The 14,580-nt window shown below is 66.0% G+C and carries 13 protein-coding genes, 2 tRNA genes and 2 pseudogenes; 9 read left to right on the forward strand and 8 right to left on the reverse strand.

Annotation, left to right across the window (positions count from 1 at the left end):
* The first annotated feature begins 19 nt into the window (after nucleotides 1-19).
* The 4 genes and pseudogenes from ACVWWN_RS17435 (at nucleotide 20) to ACVWWN_RS17450 (ending at nucleotide 3,062) form a co-directional block, all read left to right on the forward strand.
* Entirely contained in the window at nucleotides 20-640 is a 621-nt protein-coding gene (locus ACVWWN_RS17435; RefSeq protein ID WP_457144978.1) for a mycothiol-dependent nitroreductase Rv2466c family protein, read from the forward strand.
* Nucleotides 641-780: 140 nt separating this feature from the next.
* A complete protein-coding gene (locus ACVWWN_RS17440) occupies nucleotides 781-1,260 on the forward strand; it encodes a ribose-5-phosphate isomerase (protein WP_457144979.1) in 480 nt (159 codons plus the stop codon).
* Nucleotides 1,261-1,264: 4 nt separating this feature from the next.
* The gene (locus ACVWWN_RS17445) at nucleotides 1,265-2,059 is read left to right on the forward strand and encodes an Fpg/Nei family DNA glycosylase (RefSeq protein ID WP_457144980.1); all 795 of its coding nucleotides are present in this window, start codon (nucleotides 1,265-1,267) and stop codon (nucleotides 2,057-2,059) included.
* Nucleotides 2,060-2,081: 22 nt separating this feature from the next.
* A pseudogene (locus ACVWWN_RS17450) lies at nucleotides 2,082-3,062 on the forward strand (cation:proton antiporter domain-containing protein).
* On the opposite strand, the gene ACVWWN_RS17455 reads toward ACVWWN_RS17450, so the two are convergent.
* The 4 genes from ACVWWN_RS17455 to ACVWWN_RS17470 all read right to left on the reverse strand — a co-directional run bounded on the left by ACVWWN_RS17455 (nucleotide 3,059) and on the right by ACVWWN_RS17470 (nucleotide 6,081).
* Nucleotides 3,059-3,886: a DUF1542 domain-containing protein gene (locus ACVWWN_RS17455; RefSeq protein ID WP_457144981.1), complete on the reverse strand. Its 828-nt coding sequence runs from the start codon at nucleotides 3,884-3,886 to the stop codon at nucleotides 3,059-3,061. The pseudogene ACVWWN_RS17450 and the gene ACVWWN_RS17455 overlap by 4 nt on opposite strands.
* Nucleotides 3,887-3,931: 45 nt before the next feature.
* Nucleotides 3,932-5,107: a serine hydrolase domain-containing protein gene (locus tag ACVWWN_RS17460; protein ID WP_457144982.1), complete on the reverse strand. Its 1,176-nt coding sequence runs from the start codon at nucleotides 5,105-5,107 to the stop codon at nucleotides 3,932-3,934.
* A gap of 355 nt (nucleotides 5,108-5,462) precedes the next feature.
* Entirely contained in the window at nucleotides 5,463-5,771 is a 309-nt protein-coding gene (locus ACVWWN_RS17465) for a hypothetical protein (RefSeq protein ID WP_457144983.1), read from the reverse strand.
* 236 nt (nucleotides 5,772-6,007) lie between these two features.
* Nucleotides 6,008-6,081: transfer RNA gene (locus ACVWWN_RS17470), tRNA-Gly, on the reverse strand.
* 149 nt (nucleotides 6,082-6,230) lie between these two features.
* Here ACVWWN_RS17470 and ACVWWN_RS17475 point away from each other — a divergent pair.
* The 4 genes from ACVWWN_RS17475 to ACVWWN_RS17490 all read left to right on the forward strand — a co-directional run bounded on the left by ACVWWN_RS17475 (nucleotide 6,231) and on the right by ACVWWN_RS17490 (nucleotide 9,175).
* Nucleotides 6,231-6,304: transfer RNA gene (locus tag ACVWWN_RS17475), tRNA-Pro, on the forward strand.
* A gap of 42 nt (nucleotides 6,305-6,346) precedes the next feature.
* On the forward strand, nucleotides 6,347-7,840 hold the full coding sequence (gene tig / locus ACVWWN_RS17480) for a trigger factor (RefSeq protein ID WP_457144984.1): 1,494 nt from the start codon (nucleotides 6,347-6,349) through the stop codon (nucleotides 7,838-7,840).
* 106 nt (nucleotides 7,841-7,946) lie between these two features.
* Complete coding sequence (locus ACVWWN_RS17485) at nucleotides 7,947-8,531, forward strand: ATP-dependent Clp protease proteolytic subunit (RefSeq protein ID WP_457149170.1); 585 nt, start codon at nucleotides 7,947-7,949, stop codon at nucleotides 8,529-8,531.
* Nucleotides 8,528-9,175: an ATP-dependent Clp protease proteolytic subunit gene (locus ACVWWN_RS17490; RefSeq protein WP_457144985.1), complete on the forward strand. Its 648-nt coding sequence runs from the start codon at nucleotides 8,528-8,530 to the stop codon at nucleotides 9,173-9,175. The genes ACVWWN_RS17485 and ACVWWN_RS17490 overlap by 4 nt, the downstream gene beginning before the upstream one ends.
* Nucleotides 9,176-9,296: 121 nt before the next feature.
* Here ACVWWN_RS17490 and ACVWWN_RS17495 read toward each other — a convergent pair.
* Nucleotides 9,297-9,561 (reverse strand): annotated as a pseudogene (locus ACVWWN_RS17495) (homocysteine S-methyltransferase family protein); the annotation flags it as partial.
* 301 nt (nucleotides 9,562-9,862) lie between these two features.
* On the opposite strand from ACVWWN_RS17495, the gene clpX reads away from it, so the two are divergent.
* Complete coding sequence (gene clpX / locus ACVWWN_RS17500; RefSeq protein ID WP_457144986.1) at nucleotides 9,863-11,143, forward strand: ATP-dependent Clp protease ATP-binding subunit ClpX; 1,281 nt, start codon at nucleotides 9,863-9,865, stop codon at nucleotides 11,141-11,143.
* 26 nt (nucleotides 11,144-11,169) lie between these two features.
* Here the strand turns inward: clpX and ACVWWN_RS17505 are convergent, their stop codons facing one another.
* From ACVWWN_RS17505 to ACVWWN_RS17515, 3 genes are all read right to left on the reverse strand, one after another.
* Nucleotides 11,170-12,435: a fatty acid desaturase family protein gene (locus tag ACVWWN_RS17505; protein WP_457144987.1), complete on the reverse strand. Its 1,266-nt coding sequence runs from the start codon at nucleotides 12,433-12,435 to the stop codon at nucleotides 11,170-11,172.
* 246 nt (nucleotides 12,436-12,681) lie between these two features.
* On the reverse strand, nucleotides 12,682-13,110 hold the full coding sequence (locus tag ACVWWN_RS17510; protein ID WP_457144988.1) for a hypothetical protein: 429 nt from the start codon (nucleotides 13,108-13,110) through the stop codon (nucleotides 12,682-12,684).
* Between the two features lie 139 nt (nucleotides 13,111-13,249).
* Nucleotides 13,250-14,557, reverse strand: a complete 1,308-nt coding sequence (locus ACVWWN_RS17515; protein WP_457144989.1) for a nucleotide disphospho-sugar-binding domain-containing protein — start codon at nucleotides 14,555-14,557, stop codon at nucleotides 13,250-13,252.
* Nucleotides 14,558-14,580 lie beyond the last annotated feature (23 nt).

The raw sequence follows: 14,580 nt of genomic DNA on the forward strand, positions 1-14,580 counted from the left end.
CCCGTGAGAGGACTGCCTGATGCCCGAGAAGTCTGTGGCCGATTTCTGGTTTGACCCGCTGTGCCCGTGGTGCTGGATCACATCGCGCTGGATTCTGGAGGTGGAGAAGGTCCGCGACATCGAGGTCAAGTTTCACGTGATGAGCCTGGCGGTGCTCAACGAGGGCCGCGACCTCCCCGAGGATTACCGGAAAGGCATGGTGCAGGCCTGGAGACCGGTCCGGGTGGCGATCGCCGCCGAACAGGCCAAGGGACCCGAGATCCTGGCGCCGCTGTACACCGCGATGGGCACCCGAATCCACAACAAGGGCTATCGAGAATTCGACCCCGATTTCTCAACTGTCATCAAGGAGTCCCTCGAGGAGTTGGGGCTGCCGGCCGAGTTGGCCGAGGCGGCTTCCAGCGACAAGTACGACGAGGCGCTGCGTAAGAGCCACCACGAGGGTATGGACCCGGTCGGCGACGATGTCGGCACGCCCACCATCCACGTGAACGGCGTCGCGTTCTTCGGCCCGGTGCTCTCGAAGATCCCGCGCGGTGAGGAAGCCGGCAAGCTGTGGGACGCCTCTGTGACGTTCGCGTCCTACCCGCACTTCTGGGAACTCAAGCGCACCCGCACGGAGCCACCGACGTTCGACTGATCGTCTGCTCTCAAACCCGTCGCGACTTCTGCGTGAGGGCTGCGATGGCGCCGCGCGAATCGCGAAGCTGACGCAGATCTCGGCGGACGGATGGGAGCTACGTCATCTCTCGGTAGGGCCGCTCTGCCACAATGACCGCCATGCGCGTCTATCTGGGCTCTGACCACGCGGGCTTCGAACTCAAACAGGCCGTCATCGAGCACCTCCGCACGGCGGGGCACGAGCCCATCGACTGTGGGGCGTACGTCTACGACGCCGAAGACGACTATCCGGCGTTCTGTATCGCCGCCGCGGAGAAGACCGTCGCGGACCCGGAAAGCCTCGGCATCGTGATCGGCGGTTCCGGCAACGGTGAGCAGATCGCCGCGAACAAGGTGCCGGGTGTGCGCTGTGCGTTGGCATGGAGCGTCGAAACCGCCACGCTTGCCCGCCAGCACAACGACGCGCAGGTGATGGGCATCGGCGGCCGGATGCACACCGTCGAGCAGGCGTTGAAGATCATCGATGCCTTCCTGGGCGCCGAATGGTCGAAAGCCGAACGGCACCAACGTCGCATCGACATCCTGGCGGAATACGAACGCACCCACGTCGCGCCGCCCGTGCCCGGCGCGCCGGCCTGATCGGATGCCGGAAGGCCACACGCTGCACCGCCTGGCCCGGTTGCATCAGCGTCGCTTCGGCCGAACGCCGGTGACCGTGTCGAGCCCGCAGGGCAGGTTCACCGACGGCGCCGCCGCGGTCGACGGCCGGGTGCTGAGAAAGGCGACCGCCTGGGGCAAGCACCTGTTTCACCATTACGACGGTGGCCGGGTCGTGCATGTCCACCTCGGCCTGTACGGCACCTTCACCGAGGTGCCCGTGCCGATGCCGCTGCCGGTGGGCCAGGTACGGATGCGGATGGTCGGCGCCGAGTACGGCACCGACCTGCGTGGGCCGACGGTTTGCGAGGTGATCGCGGAACCCGAGATTGCCGAGGTGGTGGCCCGACTCGGCCCGGACCCGTTACGCCGCGACGCCGATCCCGCTCCCGCGTGGGTGCGAATCAACAAGTCCCGCAGACCGATTGGCGCGCTGCTGATGGATCAGTCGGTGCTGGCCGGGGTCGGCAACGTGTACCGCAACGAGCTGCTGTACCGCCACCGCATCGACCCGTACCGGCCGGGGACACACATCACCGAAGCCGAATTCGCCACGATGTGGCTGGATCTGGTCGAGCTGATGAAGGTCGGCCTTCGGCGCGGCAAGATCATCGTGGTCCGGCCCGAAGACGACCACGGCATGCCGTCCTATGGCCCTGGGCGGCCGCGCACCTACGTCTACCGCCGCGCCGGCGAGCCGTGCCGGGTGTGCGGCACCGAGATCCGCACCGCAGAACTCGAAGGCCGCAATCTCTTTTGGTGCCCGACCTGCCAGACGTGAGTCGGGAGGCGACAATCGCGGGGTGGAACTGATCCTGGTCGTCGTCGGCGCCATCGTAGTGACTGCCATCGCGCATCGGCGTGGACTCGAACCCGCGTTGATCATCGTCGTCATCGGCGCCGTCGTCTCCTTCCTCCCGGATTTCGAGCCGCCGGAGTTGGATTCGCACATCCTGCTGACCCTCGTGCTGCCGCCACTGCTGTACTCGGCGGCGCTCGACTTCTCGTTCCCGACGTTCATGCGCAATATTCGGCCGATTCTGGGCCTGGGCGTCGGACTGGTCGTGGTGAGCGCATTCACCGTCGCCGCGGTATCGTCGTGGCTGGTGGTGGTGCCGTTGACGTTCGCGACGGCGCTGGTGCTGGGCGCCATCGTGGCGCCGCCCGATGCTGTCACCGCCGTGGCGGTGGGCCGCAAACTCGGACTGCCCAAGCGGGTGATGGCGATCCTGACGGGGGAGAGCCTCATCAACGACGCCCGCTGCGCTGACGCTCTTCTCCATCGCCGTCGCACACCGTTCCCCGAACGGGCGACCATCTAGGCGATTGCGTTCGTGGTCAGCGTCGGGACGCTGCTGATTCAGGGCGCCACGCTGCCCCCGTTGATCGGACGCCTGCATCTGTCCCGGTTCTCCGATGACCACGCCACCGACCGCGAGGAGGAACTCAAGGCCGAGCGTGTGGTTCATGACGCGGCCGACGAGGTGCTCGCGAAGTTCCGGGCGAATCCCCCGGACGGCATGGATCCGCGGGCGCTCGCCGAGATCCGCAACATCATCGCCCGGCACTCCCAGGACGCCGACGAGATGCCCGACCCCGAAGCGCACACGATGCGGGCGCTGGTGTTCTCGTCGTTGTACCCCGATGTGCTGGCCGCCCAGCGCAGCGCCCTGATCGCCGAACGTGACGCCGGCCGCATCGAGGATGAAGCGGTGCGCGCCATGCTCGAACGACTCGACCTGCAGGAGGCCGGGGTGTCCTCGCGGCTGGAGAGCCGTTTCTAGAAGCCGCCGAAGTCACCGCCGCCAAAATCGCCGCCGCCGCCCCAGTCGCCGCCGCCGGAATCCCAGCCGCCGCCGTCCCAGCCGCCGCCGTCAGACCCCCCGCCGTCACCGCCGTCCCAACCGCCGGCGTCCCCGCCACCGTCACCCGCGGCCATGCCGTCGGCGTATCCGTCGCCGTAGCCCTGCTCGAAACCCTGTGCGCCGTAATCGACTCCGTGCATCCCGCTGAACATGGCATCGAACAACAGCACCGACCCCAGACCCCAGGCGCCGGCCACCAGCGCGGGTTTCCACCATGGTTCGGAGTACCAGCCGGCGGGGACCGGCCGGCCGGCGACCCGCCCACCCGGGTAATAGTTCGGGGTGCGTTGCGACGGCGTCGGGGATGCCTCGATCTCGCGCCCCTCGAACTCGACTCGCCGGTCCTCGGTCACCGCGCCCGCCGTCCGCTGGCCGGACAGCGTCTCCAACTCGGGACCGGGATCCATCCCCATCGCAACGCGGGCGGCGCGGGCGTAGTACAAGCCCTCGATGGCGCTTTCCTTGGCCAGCGCGGCCTGCCGCGCCGTGGTGGCCTGGTCGATCTGGGAGGACGCGGCGGTGTACCGCTCGGAAGCGTCCGCGAGCGCCTGCTTGGAGGCGTCGTCGGAGCCCATCAGGTTGAGAACCTGACCGCCGAGGCGCTCGATGACGCGTCGGGCGTCGGCCTTGGCGTCGGCCAGCGAGGCCGCACTCCGCTTGCCCGAGGCTCGCGAGGTGGCATACACCGCCACCCCGATAGCCGCGATGACCAGGATGATGAGCACGAGCAAGGCGCCGTTCATGGCGTCCAGCGTACATACAGGTAACGGCGCAAACGGCGTCGCGATTCAGCCGTGGATTACGCCCAGAGCGGAGTAGACCTCGTCGGAAATCGTCACGCTGCGCGGGTCGGCGTGGCACTTGCTGGCGTCGAAGTTATTCATCACGTATGCGTATCCGATGCGGTGTTCGAGATCGACGAACGCGTACGAGCCGCCCGACCCGCCATGGCCGAATGTCCGGCGATTGGGTCCCGCCACCCCGCGCTGGTTGAGCATGTAGCCCAACCCCCACCCGTGGTCGGCGACCCGCGGGCCGAGCACCACGTCGGTGTCGAATCCGCCCTGCGAGACCCGGACAAGGTCCATGTGGTCTCGGGACAGCAGCTTTTCCTGGGCGAGTGCGTTGTAGAACGTCGCCATGCCGAGTGCGGTCACATGCGCGTTGGTGGCGGGGAACTCGGCCTCGCGCCACCGCGTGATCGCGTTGGAGCCGAGTTCGTCGTCGGGCACGAAGCCCATCGCCACCGACAGCCCCGCCATCGGGTGCTCGGCCAGCGACGCCGGGTAGCCGGGTGCGTCTCCTGCGGCCAGCACATCGCGGATGTGCGGTTTGTTCACCATCTCGGCGCAGCGGCGGTGTTCGGCGCGCGGCAGGCCGATGTGCACGTCGATACCGAGCGGTTCGGCGATCTCGGTGCGCAGGTATTGCCCGAGGGTGCGGTCGGCGACCCGGCGTACCAATTCGCCGAGGATGAAGCCGAACGTCACCATGTGGTAGCCCTGCGCGGTGTCCGGTTCCCACCAGGGTTCGGCGGCGGCGATCTGTCCGCAGACGGTGTCCCAGTCCGCCGCATCGGCCCAGTGCATGCGGGTGCGGGGGCCGATCACGCCGGAGCGGTGGCTCATCACCATCGCGACGGTGATGTCCTCTTTGCCAGCCTGCCCGAATTCCGGCCAGTACCGCGCCACCGGCGCCTGCAGGTCGAGCTCCCCCCGGTCGGCAAGCAGGTGGACACAGGTGCTCGTCAGGCCCTTCGAACCCGAGAAGACGCTCGCCAGGGTGTTCTCGCGCCATGGGCGTCTGGCGACCGCATCCGCGTATCCGCCCCAGAGGTTGACGACCAGGTCGCCCTCGACCCATACCGCGACGGCGGCGCCGATCTCGACGCCATGGGTGAAGTTGCCTTCGAAGGCGGCGCGCGCCCGCTCGAACCCCTGGGCGCACGATCCGCTGATCGGCACTCCTGGGTGGTCCCTCAACCGATTCTCCCGTCAGCTGGGCACTAGCCCATTCGGGAAATGTAACTGCGGGTGCATTTGCCCGCCACAGCGTGAAAGTCACAGTTCGACTGCGGTTCGGTCGCGGCGGTCGAGCCTCGTCGGCGAAGTTACTTCGGCAGCGGGCTCAGCAGCAGGTCCTGCAGGATTTGCGGACGCGGTGTTCAGGCTGTCCAGGCGATGCCCGGCGCGACCGCGTCGATCCTGGAAGCGATTCCTGCCGAAGTCCATTGGATGCCGCCGTCTGAGCCACTGACCATGCCGATCCGGGGTCGGTGCTGGCGGGCGCGCCGGGCGGCACCGCGTCGAACTGCGTTTGTTATTGATTGGCGACCCAGTCGATGATCGCCGAGACGTCGCGGGCCTCGAAGTCCTCGGAGTCCAGGTGCAGGATGACGCCCGACGCGTACTCGCCGCGCGGATCCCAGGTGACGACGTTGTCGTCGGGACGAAGGAGTTCGAGCCCGGGAACGAGGCCGAAGACAGTTGTCAACTGGTTCGGGGCGGTGTAGCCCGCGGTGGCCAGACTCGGACCGTTGAGAATCGTCGGCGCGATGTCGGTCGGGTCCGAGGTGAGTCCGATCTTGGGAACCATTGCCGCTGATCGGCGTCCCGTCAGAGGAATCATCGTGGCGGTATAGGCGATCGATCGGCGCCTTGTCCGCACAGGCGAACGAATCGATGTTCACATAGACCGTCGCGTCCATCGAGCGGCCGATGAGCGGAGCAAGAACGGCGCGGGCGGAATCGGTGGCTCAAGCGGCGAAAGCGGAAAATCCGGAGCCGAAAGCTAGCATTCGGATAGCGAGAGCACCCGGTCGAACCGATGTTCGACCAGGTGTTCGTCGTCTGCGCTGGTCCTGATGGAGCGGGCGACGGGAATCGAACCCGCGTAGCTAGTTTGGAAGACTAGGGCTCTACCATTGAGCTACGCCCGCATGTGTGCAGCACCAGCAGACTGTACCGGCGCCACCCGAAGCAAATCCAATTGAAAGTGTTGCGTGATCACGCCGTAGTATCTCGCGTGGTCGGTCACGCGCGCATGCGTGTGAAGCAGAAGCGTCTTCAGGACCGGCCGCAGAGGACGCGGGGTGTAGCGCAGCTTGGTAGCGCATCCGCTTTGGGAGCGGAAGGCCGCAGGTTCAAATCCTGTCACCCCGACCGGAATACCGTTTCACCACAAAGGACACAAGGAGCATGAACGTGAAGAGCACCGTCGAGAAGTTGAGCCCGACCCGGGTTCGCATCAACGTGGAGGTGCCCTTCACTGAGCTGGAGCCGGACTTCGACCGCGCGTTCGCACAGCTGGCCAAGCAGGTGCGGCTGCCCGGCTTCCGCCCGGGCAAGGCTCCGCGCAAGCTGCTCGAGGCACGCATCGGCCGCGGCGCGGTGCTCGAGCAGGTGGTCAACGATGCGCTGCCCGGCCGCTACAGCGAGGCCGTCACGTCGTCGGAACTGCAGCCGCTGGGTCAGCCCGACATCGAGATCACCAAGCTCGAGGACAACGAGGAGCTGGTTTTCACCGCCGAGGTTGACATCCGTCCGGAGATCGACCTGCCCGACCTCGAGGGTCTGAAGATCACCGTCGACCCGATCGAGGTCTCCGACGACGAAGTCGACACCGAGCTGCAGTCGTTGCGCGCCCGGTTCGGCACTCTGACGGGTGTCGAGCGTGCCGCAGAGACCGGCGACTTCGTCTCGATCGATCTGTCGGCCACCATCGACGGCGACGATGTGCCGGAGGCCACCACCGAGGGACTGTCCCACGAGGTCGGCTCCGGCCAGCTGATCGAGGGGCTCGACGATGCGATCGTCGGTCTGAAAGAGGGGGAGAGCCGCGTCTTCACCACCACACTGGCCGCCGGCGATCACGCCGGCGAGGAGGCGCAGGTTACCGTCACCGTCAAATCGGTGAAGGAGCGCGAGCTGCCCGAGCCGGATGACGAATTCGCGCAGCTAGCAAGCGAATTCGACACCATGGACGAGCTGAAGGCCAGCCTCACCGATCAGGTGCAGCGAGTCAAGCGCGTCCAGCAGGCCGAGCAGATCCGCGACAAGGCGCTTGAGGCACTGCTGGATCAGGTCGAGGTGCCGCTGCCGGAGAAAATCGTGCAGGCGCAGATCGACGACACGCTGCACAACGCGATCCACGGCCTGGAACACAGCGAGGAACGCTTCGCCGAGGCGCTGGCCGAGCAGGGCAGCAGCCGCGACAAGTTCGACGCCGACAACAAGACCAATTCCGAGAAGGCCGTCAAGACCCAACTCCTGATGGATGCGATTGCGGACAAGCTCGATATCCAGGTCGGCCAGAACGACCTCACCGAGCGGCTGGTTTTGATGTCGCGGCAATACGGACTCGAGCCTCAGCAGCTGCTGTCCTACCTGCAGGAGAACAACCAGCTGCCGGCGATGTTCGCCGACGTGCGCCGTGGGCTGACCGTGGCAGCGGTGGTGCACGGGGCAACCGTCACCGACACCGACGGCAACGTGATCGACACCGCCGAGTTCTTCGGCCCCTCGGGTGAGCAGGCCGCTGATGCGTCCTCTGAGGCGGAGGCTGCCGTCGAGGCCGACGAAACGGCCTCCGATGACGCTGATGAGGCGGCCTCCGTTGACGTTGCCGATACCACCCCCGCGGACGAGGTGGCCGCCGATGAGGTGGCCTCCGACGAGACCGTCGACGACGCCAAGTGACGCTGTGAGCGAACGAGCGCTGTCTGGGGAGTGCCTGACGGCGCAGGTTGGTTAGTGTCTTTTAATAGCAAGCCTTAGAGAAAGCAGGTATCCAGACGTGACTGACATGCGTGGCTCATCGCCTGGGCTCAACCTTGTCGACTCGGTGTACGAGCGGTTGCTTTCCGAGCGCATCATCTTCCTGGGGTCCCAGGTCGACGACGACATCGCCAACCGGCTCTGCGCGCAGATTCTGCTGCTCTCGGCCGAGGACCCGACCAAGGACATCCACCTCTACATCAACTCGCCCGGCGGCTCGATAAGCGCCGGCATGGCGATCTACGACACCATGGTGCTCGCGCCGTGCGACGTCGCCACGTACGCGATGGGCATGGCCGCATCGATGGGTGAGTTCCTGCTCGCCGCGGGCACCAAGGGCAAGCGCTACGCCCTGCCGCACGCCCGGATCCTGATGCACCAGCCGCTCGGCGGGATCACCGGCGGCGCGGCCGACATCGCGATCCAAGCCGAGCAGTTCGCCGTCATCAAGAAGGAAATGTTCCGCCTCAATGCCGAGTTCACCGGCCAGACGCTGGAACGCATCGAGGCCGACTCCGACCGCGACCGCTGGTTCACCGCGCAGGAAGCGCTCGAATACGGCTTCGTCGATCACATCATCACCAGCGCCAACACCAACGGAGTGGCACCATGACCGATCACACCGACTCGCGACTGCAGCCGCAGGCCCGCTACATCCTGCCGTCGTTCATCGAGCACTCGAGCTTCGGCGTCAAGGAGTCCAACCCGTACAACAAGCTGTTCGAGGAGCGCATCATCTTCCTCGGGGTGCAGGTGGACGACGCGTCGGCAAACGACATCATGGCCCAGCTGCTGGTGCTGGAGTCGCTTGATCCCGACCGCGACATCACCATGTACATCAATTCGCCGGGTGGCTCCTTCACCTCGCTGATGGCGATCTACGACACCATGCAGTACGTCCGTGCCGACATCCAGACCGTGTGCCTCGGCCAGGCGGCGTCGGCGGCGGCGGTTCTGCTCGCGGCGGGCACCCCCGGCAAGCGGCTCGCCCTGCCCAACGCTCGCATCCTCATCCACCAGCCCGCGCTCTCCGGTGTCATCCAGGGCCAGTTCTCCGACCTGGAAATCCAGGCGAAGGAGATCGAGCGCATGCGCACGCTGATGGAGACGACGCTGGCCCACCACACCGGCAAGGACGCGGAGACCATCCGCAAGGACACCGACCGCGACAAGATCCTGACGGCCGAGGAGGCCAAGGAGTACGGCGTGATCGACACGGTCCTGGAGTACCGCAAGCTCTCGGCTCAGACCGCCTGACCCACGCCTCGCGACAGCGTGGCGCGGACATCGGCCGGCACGCAGCAATTCACGCCCACCGCAATCATTTCGGCACATCGCGGCGACGGCGAACGCGTCTGGCAGGCTATGTCTCGTCGATGTCGCGCGCGGTCGAGGCCAACTCGACGCTGCGACCCAGCAGTGGCACGCGGTGTCGCGGTCGATTCCGCTGGCCGCGAAACCGTCGAACGAGTCCTGGCGGCTCGCGGCTGTAGCGAATGCCGCATCGGCGCGGAAGAAAGCGGCGTGGAGGGCGACGATTTCGTCGGTCGCATCGAGCAGCAACCGGCGCCGACCACAGGTCGCCGGACAGGTTGACTCCGGCGTGCCTCGAGCTCGGCAGCGAGCCCGCCGCCGCTGATCAGCACGGTATTGTGGGGGACGGCGAACACCACGTTGCAGGTCTACGGCGGTTTCGGTCTCGGCTTCTCGGTCCGGTAACGGCGGCGACACGCCAGGGACACAGTGGCGCGTTCCGGGGCGCCAGTTGGCGAGTCAGGCGATATGTTCTGCGAACACAGATAAATACCACCGACGCGATTCGGCTTTATCGGTCGCACCGCGCCGGAACAAACGGGTAGCGTCGGGGCCAACACCCAGAACGGGCCCGAGCGGCTGACCGAACTCTTAATATCGACTGTGAACAGGAAGTAGGACCCCACCACCATGGCGCGTATTGGAGACGGCGGTGACCTGCTGAAGTGCTCGTTCTGCGGGAAGAGTCAAAAGCAGGTTAAAAAGCTCATCGCCGGCCCTGGCGTTTATATCTGCGACGAATGCATCGATCTGTGCAATGAGATCATCGAAGAGGAACTCGCCGACGCCGACGACGTCAAGCTCGACGAGCTGCCGAAGCCGGTGGAGATCCGGGAATTCCTCGAGGGCTATGTCATCGGCCAGGACACCGCCAAGCGCACGCTGGCCGTGGCCGTCTACAACCACTACAAGCGCATCCAGGCCCAGGAGAAGATGCGCGACTCCCGCGCCGAGCCGGTCGAGCTCGCCAAGTCCAACATCCTGATGCTCGGCCCCACCGGCTGCGGCAAGACCTATCTCGCGCAGACGCTGGCCAAGATGCTCAACGTTCCATTCGCGATCGCCGACGCCACCGCGCTGACCGAAGCCGGCTACGTCGGCGAGGACGTCGAGAACATTCTGCTCAAGCTGATCCAGGCCGCCGACTACGACGTCAAGCGCGCCGAGACGGGCATCATCTACATCGACGAGGTCGACAAGATCGCCCGCAAGAGCGAGAACCCGTCGATCACCCGCGACGTCTCCGGCGAGGGTGTCCAGCAGGCACTGCTGAAGATCCTGGAGGGCACTCAGGCCTCCGTGCCGCCGCAGGGTGGGCGCAAGCATCCGCATCAGGAGTTCATCCAGATCGACACCACCAATGTGCTGTTCATCGTCGCCGGTGCGTTCGCCGGGCTGGAGAAGATCGTCTCCGACCGGGTCGGCAAGCGCGGTCTCGGCTTCGGTGCGGAGGTGCACTCCAAGGCCGAGATCGACACCCAGGACCACTTCGCGGAAGTGATGCCCGAAGACCTGATCAAGTTCGGTCTCATCCCCGAGTTCATCGGCCGTCTGCCGGTCGTGGCATCGGTGACGAACCTGGACAAGGAGTCGTTGGTGCAGATCTTGTCTGCGCCGAAGAACGCCTTGGTCAAGCAGTACACCCGCCTGTTCGAGATGGACGGCGTCGAGCTGGAGTTCACCGAAGACGCGCTGGACGCCATTGCCGATCAGGCGATCCATCGGGGCACGGGAGCCCGTGGGCTGCGCGCCATCATGGAGGAAGTGCTGCTGCCGGTCATGTACGACATCCCCAGCCGCGACGACGTCGCAAAGGTTGTCGTCACCAAGGAGACCGTGCAGGACAACGTGCTTCCGACGATCGTGCCGCGCAAGCCGTCACGGACCGAGCGCCGCGACAAGAGCGCCTGACCGCCTGAAAGCGCCTGACGGACGGGTCAGTCTTTCGTCGAGCGGTTCCCCGCCAGCATGAACGCGAGGCTGGCCGTCATCAGACGGGGCCGGCGACGCGTTTCCAGCGCGGTGCGTAACCCGCGCCGTTTGGCGGCCGGGTGCACGTCGGCACTTGCCGTCGTGGTATCGCCGAACCGTCGTTCCGATGCGGTTTCGGGAGCATCGTCGGATGACGCCGTCAGACAGCGATCCGGCAGCGCCAGCTTGTGGATCGTGCGGAACGCCAGTAGGTACTGCCGGGCCAGCGGCCCCGTGGTGTACGGGAGGTCGTATTCATCGCTCAATTCCCTGACGCGACGCGCTATCTGGGGCAGCCGATTGCTGGGGAGGTCGGGGAAGAGGTGGTGCTCGATCTGGTAGCACAGGTGTCCGCTCAAGAAGCTCAGAACACGACCCGCGTCGAAGTTCGCGCTGCCCAGCATCTGTCGCAGGTACCAGTCGCCCCTCGTCTCGCTTTCCAGTACGACCGGATCGAACTTCTCGGCACCGTCGGGGAAGTGGCCGCAGAAGATGACCAGGTAGGCCCAAACGTTTCTGATCAGGTTGGCGACGGCGTTGGCCGCCAGCGCACGCCCGAATCGCCGTCCGCTGAGGGCAGGCACGATCACGTAATCCTTGGTCACCTGACGCAGGATCTTGGCGACCAGCGCCTTGCGCTGAGATTCTCGCCCCGCCTCGGTGGTCGCACGGTCCTGACTCGAGTACAACCCGTGCAGGGCGATGCCCCACTCGAAGGTGGCGGCCAGCAAGAGGTTTCGTAAGGGAGACAGCAGCAGTTCGGGTTTCCAAGGCTGGTCGCGGGTGACCCGCAGGACTCCGAATCCGATGTCATCGTCCACACCGACGATGTTGTTGAAGGCGTGATGGGTGTAGTTGTGCGAGTAGCGCCACTGGGATGACAGCCCGGCCATGTCCCACTCCCAGGTGCTCGAGTGGATCTCCGGGTCGTTCATCCAATCCCATTGCCCGTGGCCGACATTGTGGCCGATCTCCATGTTCTCGATGCTCTTGGCGACCGCGAGCGCCACAGTGCCGAGCACCCATCCGGCCTTCGTGCGACTGCGGTGGATCGCGATCCGCGCCGCAACGTCCAGCGTTCTCTGCAGGAGAATCGTCCTGCGAATGTAGGCCGCGTCTGACGAGCCGAGCGCAGCTTCGATCTCACTGCGAACTGCGTCGAGTTCACGGCCCAGTGCCTCGACATCGGCATCGTCGAGATGTGCGTAGGCGGCGACCTGGCGGATGGCCACTTGAGAGTCCTCGGAGTCCTTGGATCGACGGAATGGAGCGCGCGACATCCTGAAGCGCGTACTGAAATCCGTCCTATCCGTGAACACCCACGCTGTGCCGGGGCGTCGACGATCTCGACAGCGGTAGCTCCGCCGGTTTGCAGCCGCCGGAAGCACCCGGACCGGGGCCCAGGTAGGAATGTCGGTTCCTTCGAACAGACTACGGAACAGGCGGCGTGCAAAGCCACTCGATGGCCATCCCGATGACTAGGCGGCCTCCAAGTGCATCGCCGGGCCGACCGAGCGTCTCGGCGGGCCGATTGAGCGTCGCGGTGAGGCAACGACCACATGGTCGGAGACGAAGATCGGGGTGGCCTGGCTGTGATCGGCGGGTATCCGCACGACCGCGTACTGAACCAAATCGGTGTCGGGGTTCCGCGTCTGCTGGTGCACGCAGTCGAGGAGGGAGTCACGCGCGGCCCGGTCGAGATCCGGCTCCGGATGCCCGAGAACTCGGCGGTCCGACGCCGTCAACCCGAAATGCACCTCGCGCCACTTGCCCCAACCGGCCGGACCGTGCTCGCGCCAGACCAGGTGCGCTCCGCCGAGATCCGGATTGAACAGCCCGGACAGGGAGCACACGAGACACCAAATCAAAAAGGCCGCGATCGCGACGAATTGCAGCTCGGTAACCATGATCCAAGACTTCCTCTCACTGCGGCGGCACACATGCGTAGTGGACTACGCGTCTTTTTGTGACCACGACGAACTGCGTCCGCGGGAGGTTCACATCTCGGTGAGGGAGGAGGGCGGCCGAACGGGTCGGCGCACGGGTTCACCGGTCCACCACCGCACTTCGTTCGGCGATCACTTCGTCGACGAGCGCCTCGATTTCGGCGACCCCGTCGCGACGGGCGAACGCCGCCTCGAGTTCGCGGGCGCGGTGCAGATAGCTGCGGTCGCCGAGCACCTCACGCACCGCCGAACGGATGGCACGCGGTGTCGGGGTGCCGGTCCGCAGGTTGACACCGGCCCCGGTCCACGCGACGCGGGCGGCCACTTCCGGCTTGTCCTCGGTGTTACCCGCCACCACCAGAGGCACGCCCGTCGCCAGCGCGCGCTGCACGGCGCCGTAGCCGCCGTTGGTGACCATGACGTCCACCTTGGGCAGCAGGAGTTCGTGTGGGATGTGTTCGGCGACATGAGTATTCGAGGGCCGCGGTACCTTGACCCCGGATATGTCACGCCCACCGGTGGTGGCCACCACGATGACGTCCTCGGCGCCGAGCGCGTTGATGGTCGGCTCGAGGAGGCGGCCCAGATCGGCGTTGTCGATGGTGCCCTGGGTGACGTGCACGACCGGGCGATCACCGTCGAGTTCAGACCACCACGGCGGCGGGTGGAAGCCCTGCGACGGTGCCGGGTGGACGGCGCCGACGTAGCGCACATTGGCCGGCAGATCGCTGCGCGGATAGTCGAACTCTTCGACGGTAGGCGAGATGTACCGATCGGCGAGCAGGCCGGAGTCGAGCAGGAACATCGGCAACGGGCGGCCATTCAGGCGATTCAGCAAATGGTTGGCGGCACGGTGCGACTGGCGCAGCAACACCTGCTGGCACCACATGTTGAGTGCGCGGTTGCGCACCCGTCCGAGTGAGGTCGACGACGGGGGCAATCCCATGCCGCTCGGCGCGGTGTCGCGACTGCTGATCATCAAGGGCGTGGTGGAATACGCCAGCACCGGCGGCACGTCGGCGCGATCGCCCAGCAGGAACGGCAGGATGCCGAAGAACCCGGCGTCGGCGATGATCGCATCGAACTTGACTTGCGAGATCAGTCCGGCCAGCGTGCGGGCCTGGTGGGGCATCGGCTGCACGAACAGCCTGACGATGTCGAAGTTGACCCGCTTGATCCCTGTCGTCTCGGTCCGGCCCGGCAGGTCGATGTCGAGGCGAGTCGTGTCGAAGTCCGCTTCGGCGGGTATCGCCTCGGCGATGGCCCCGATGGCGCGGATGCGGGCGGCGTGCGCCGCCGACGTCAGCACGGTTACGCGGTCGCCGCGGTCGACCAGTCCTTGGGCGACAGTGAGCAACGGACCGATGTGGCCAACCGGCGACAGCGAGGCAATGAGAATTTCTGGCATGCGTCCGATGCTCGGACACCACC

This window comes from Mycobacterium sp. URHB0021, from assembly GCF_054057895.1.

Coding starts and splice junctions, on each gene's coding strand:
- ACVWWN_RS17490 (WP_457144985.1), top strand. CDS start 8,528: ATGACCGATCACACCGACTCGCGACTGCAGCCGCAGGCCCGCTACATC.
- ACVWWN_RS17515 (WP_457144989.1), bottom strand. CDS start 14,557: ATGCCAGAAATTCTCATTGCCTCGCTGTCGCCGGTTGGCCACATCGGT.
- ACVWWN_RS17485 (WP_457149170.1), top strand. CDS start 7,947: ATGCGTGGCTCATCGCCTGGGCTCAACCTTGTCGACTCGGTGTACGAG.
- clpX (WP_457144986.1), top strand. CDS start 9,863: ATGGCGCGTATTGGAGACGGCGGTGACCTGCTGAAGTGCTCGTTCTGC.
- ACVWWN_RS17435 (WP_457144978.1), top strand. CDS start 20: ATGCCCGAGAAGTCTGTGGCCGATTTCTGGTTTGACCCGCTGTGCCCG.
- ACVWWN_RS17510 (WP_457144988.1), bottom strand. CDS start 13,110: ATGGTTACCGAGCTGCAATTCGTCGCGATCGCGGCCTTTTTGATTTGG.
- ACVWWN_RS17445 (WP_457144980.1), top strand. CDS start 1,265: ATGCCGGAAGGCCACACGCTGCACCGCCTGGCCCGGTTGCATCAGCGT.
- ACVWWN_RS17465 (WP_457144983.1), bottom strand. CDS start 5,771: ATGATTCCTCTGACGGGACGCCGATCAGCGGCAATGGTTCCCAAGATC.
- ACVWWN_RS17455 (WP_457144981.1), bottom strand. CDS start 3,886: ATGAACGGCGCCTTGCTCGTGCTCATCATCCTGGTCATCGCGGCTATC.
- ACVWWN_RS17440 (WP_457144979.1), top strand. CDS start 781: ATGCGCGTCTATCTGGGCTCTGACCACGCGGGCTTCGAACTCAAACAG.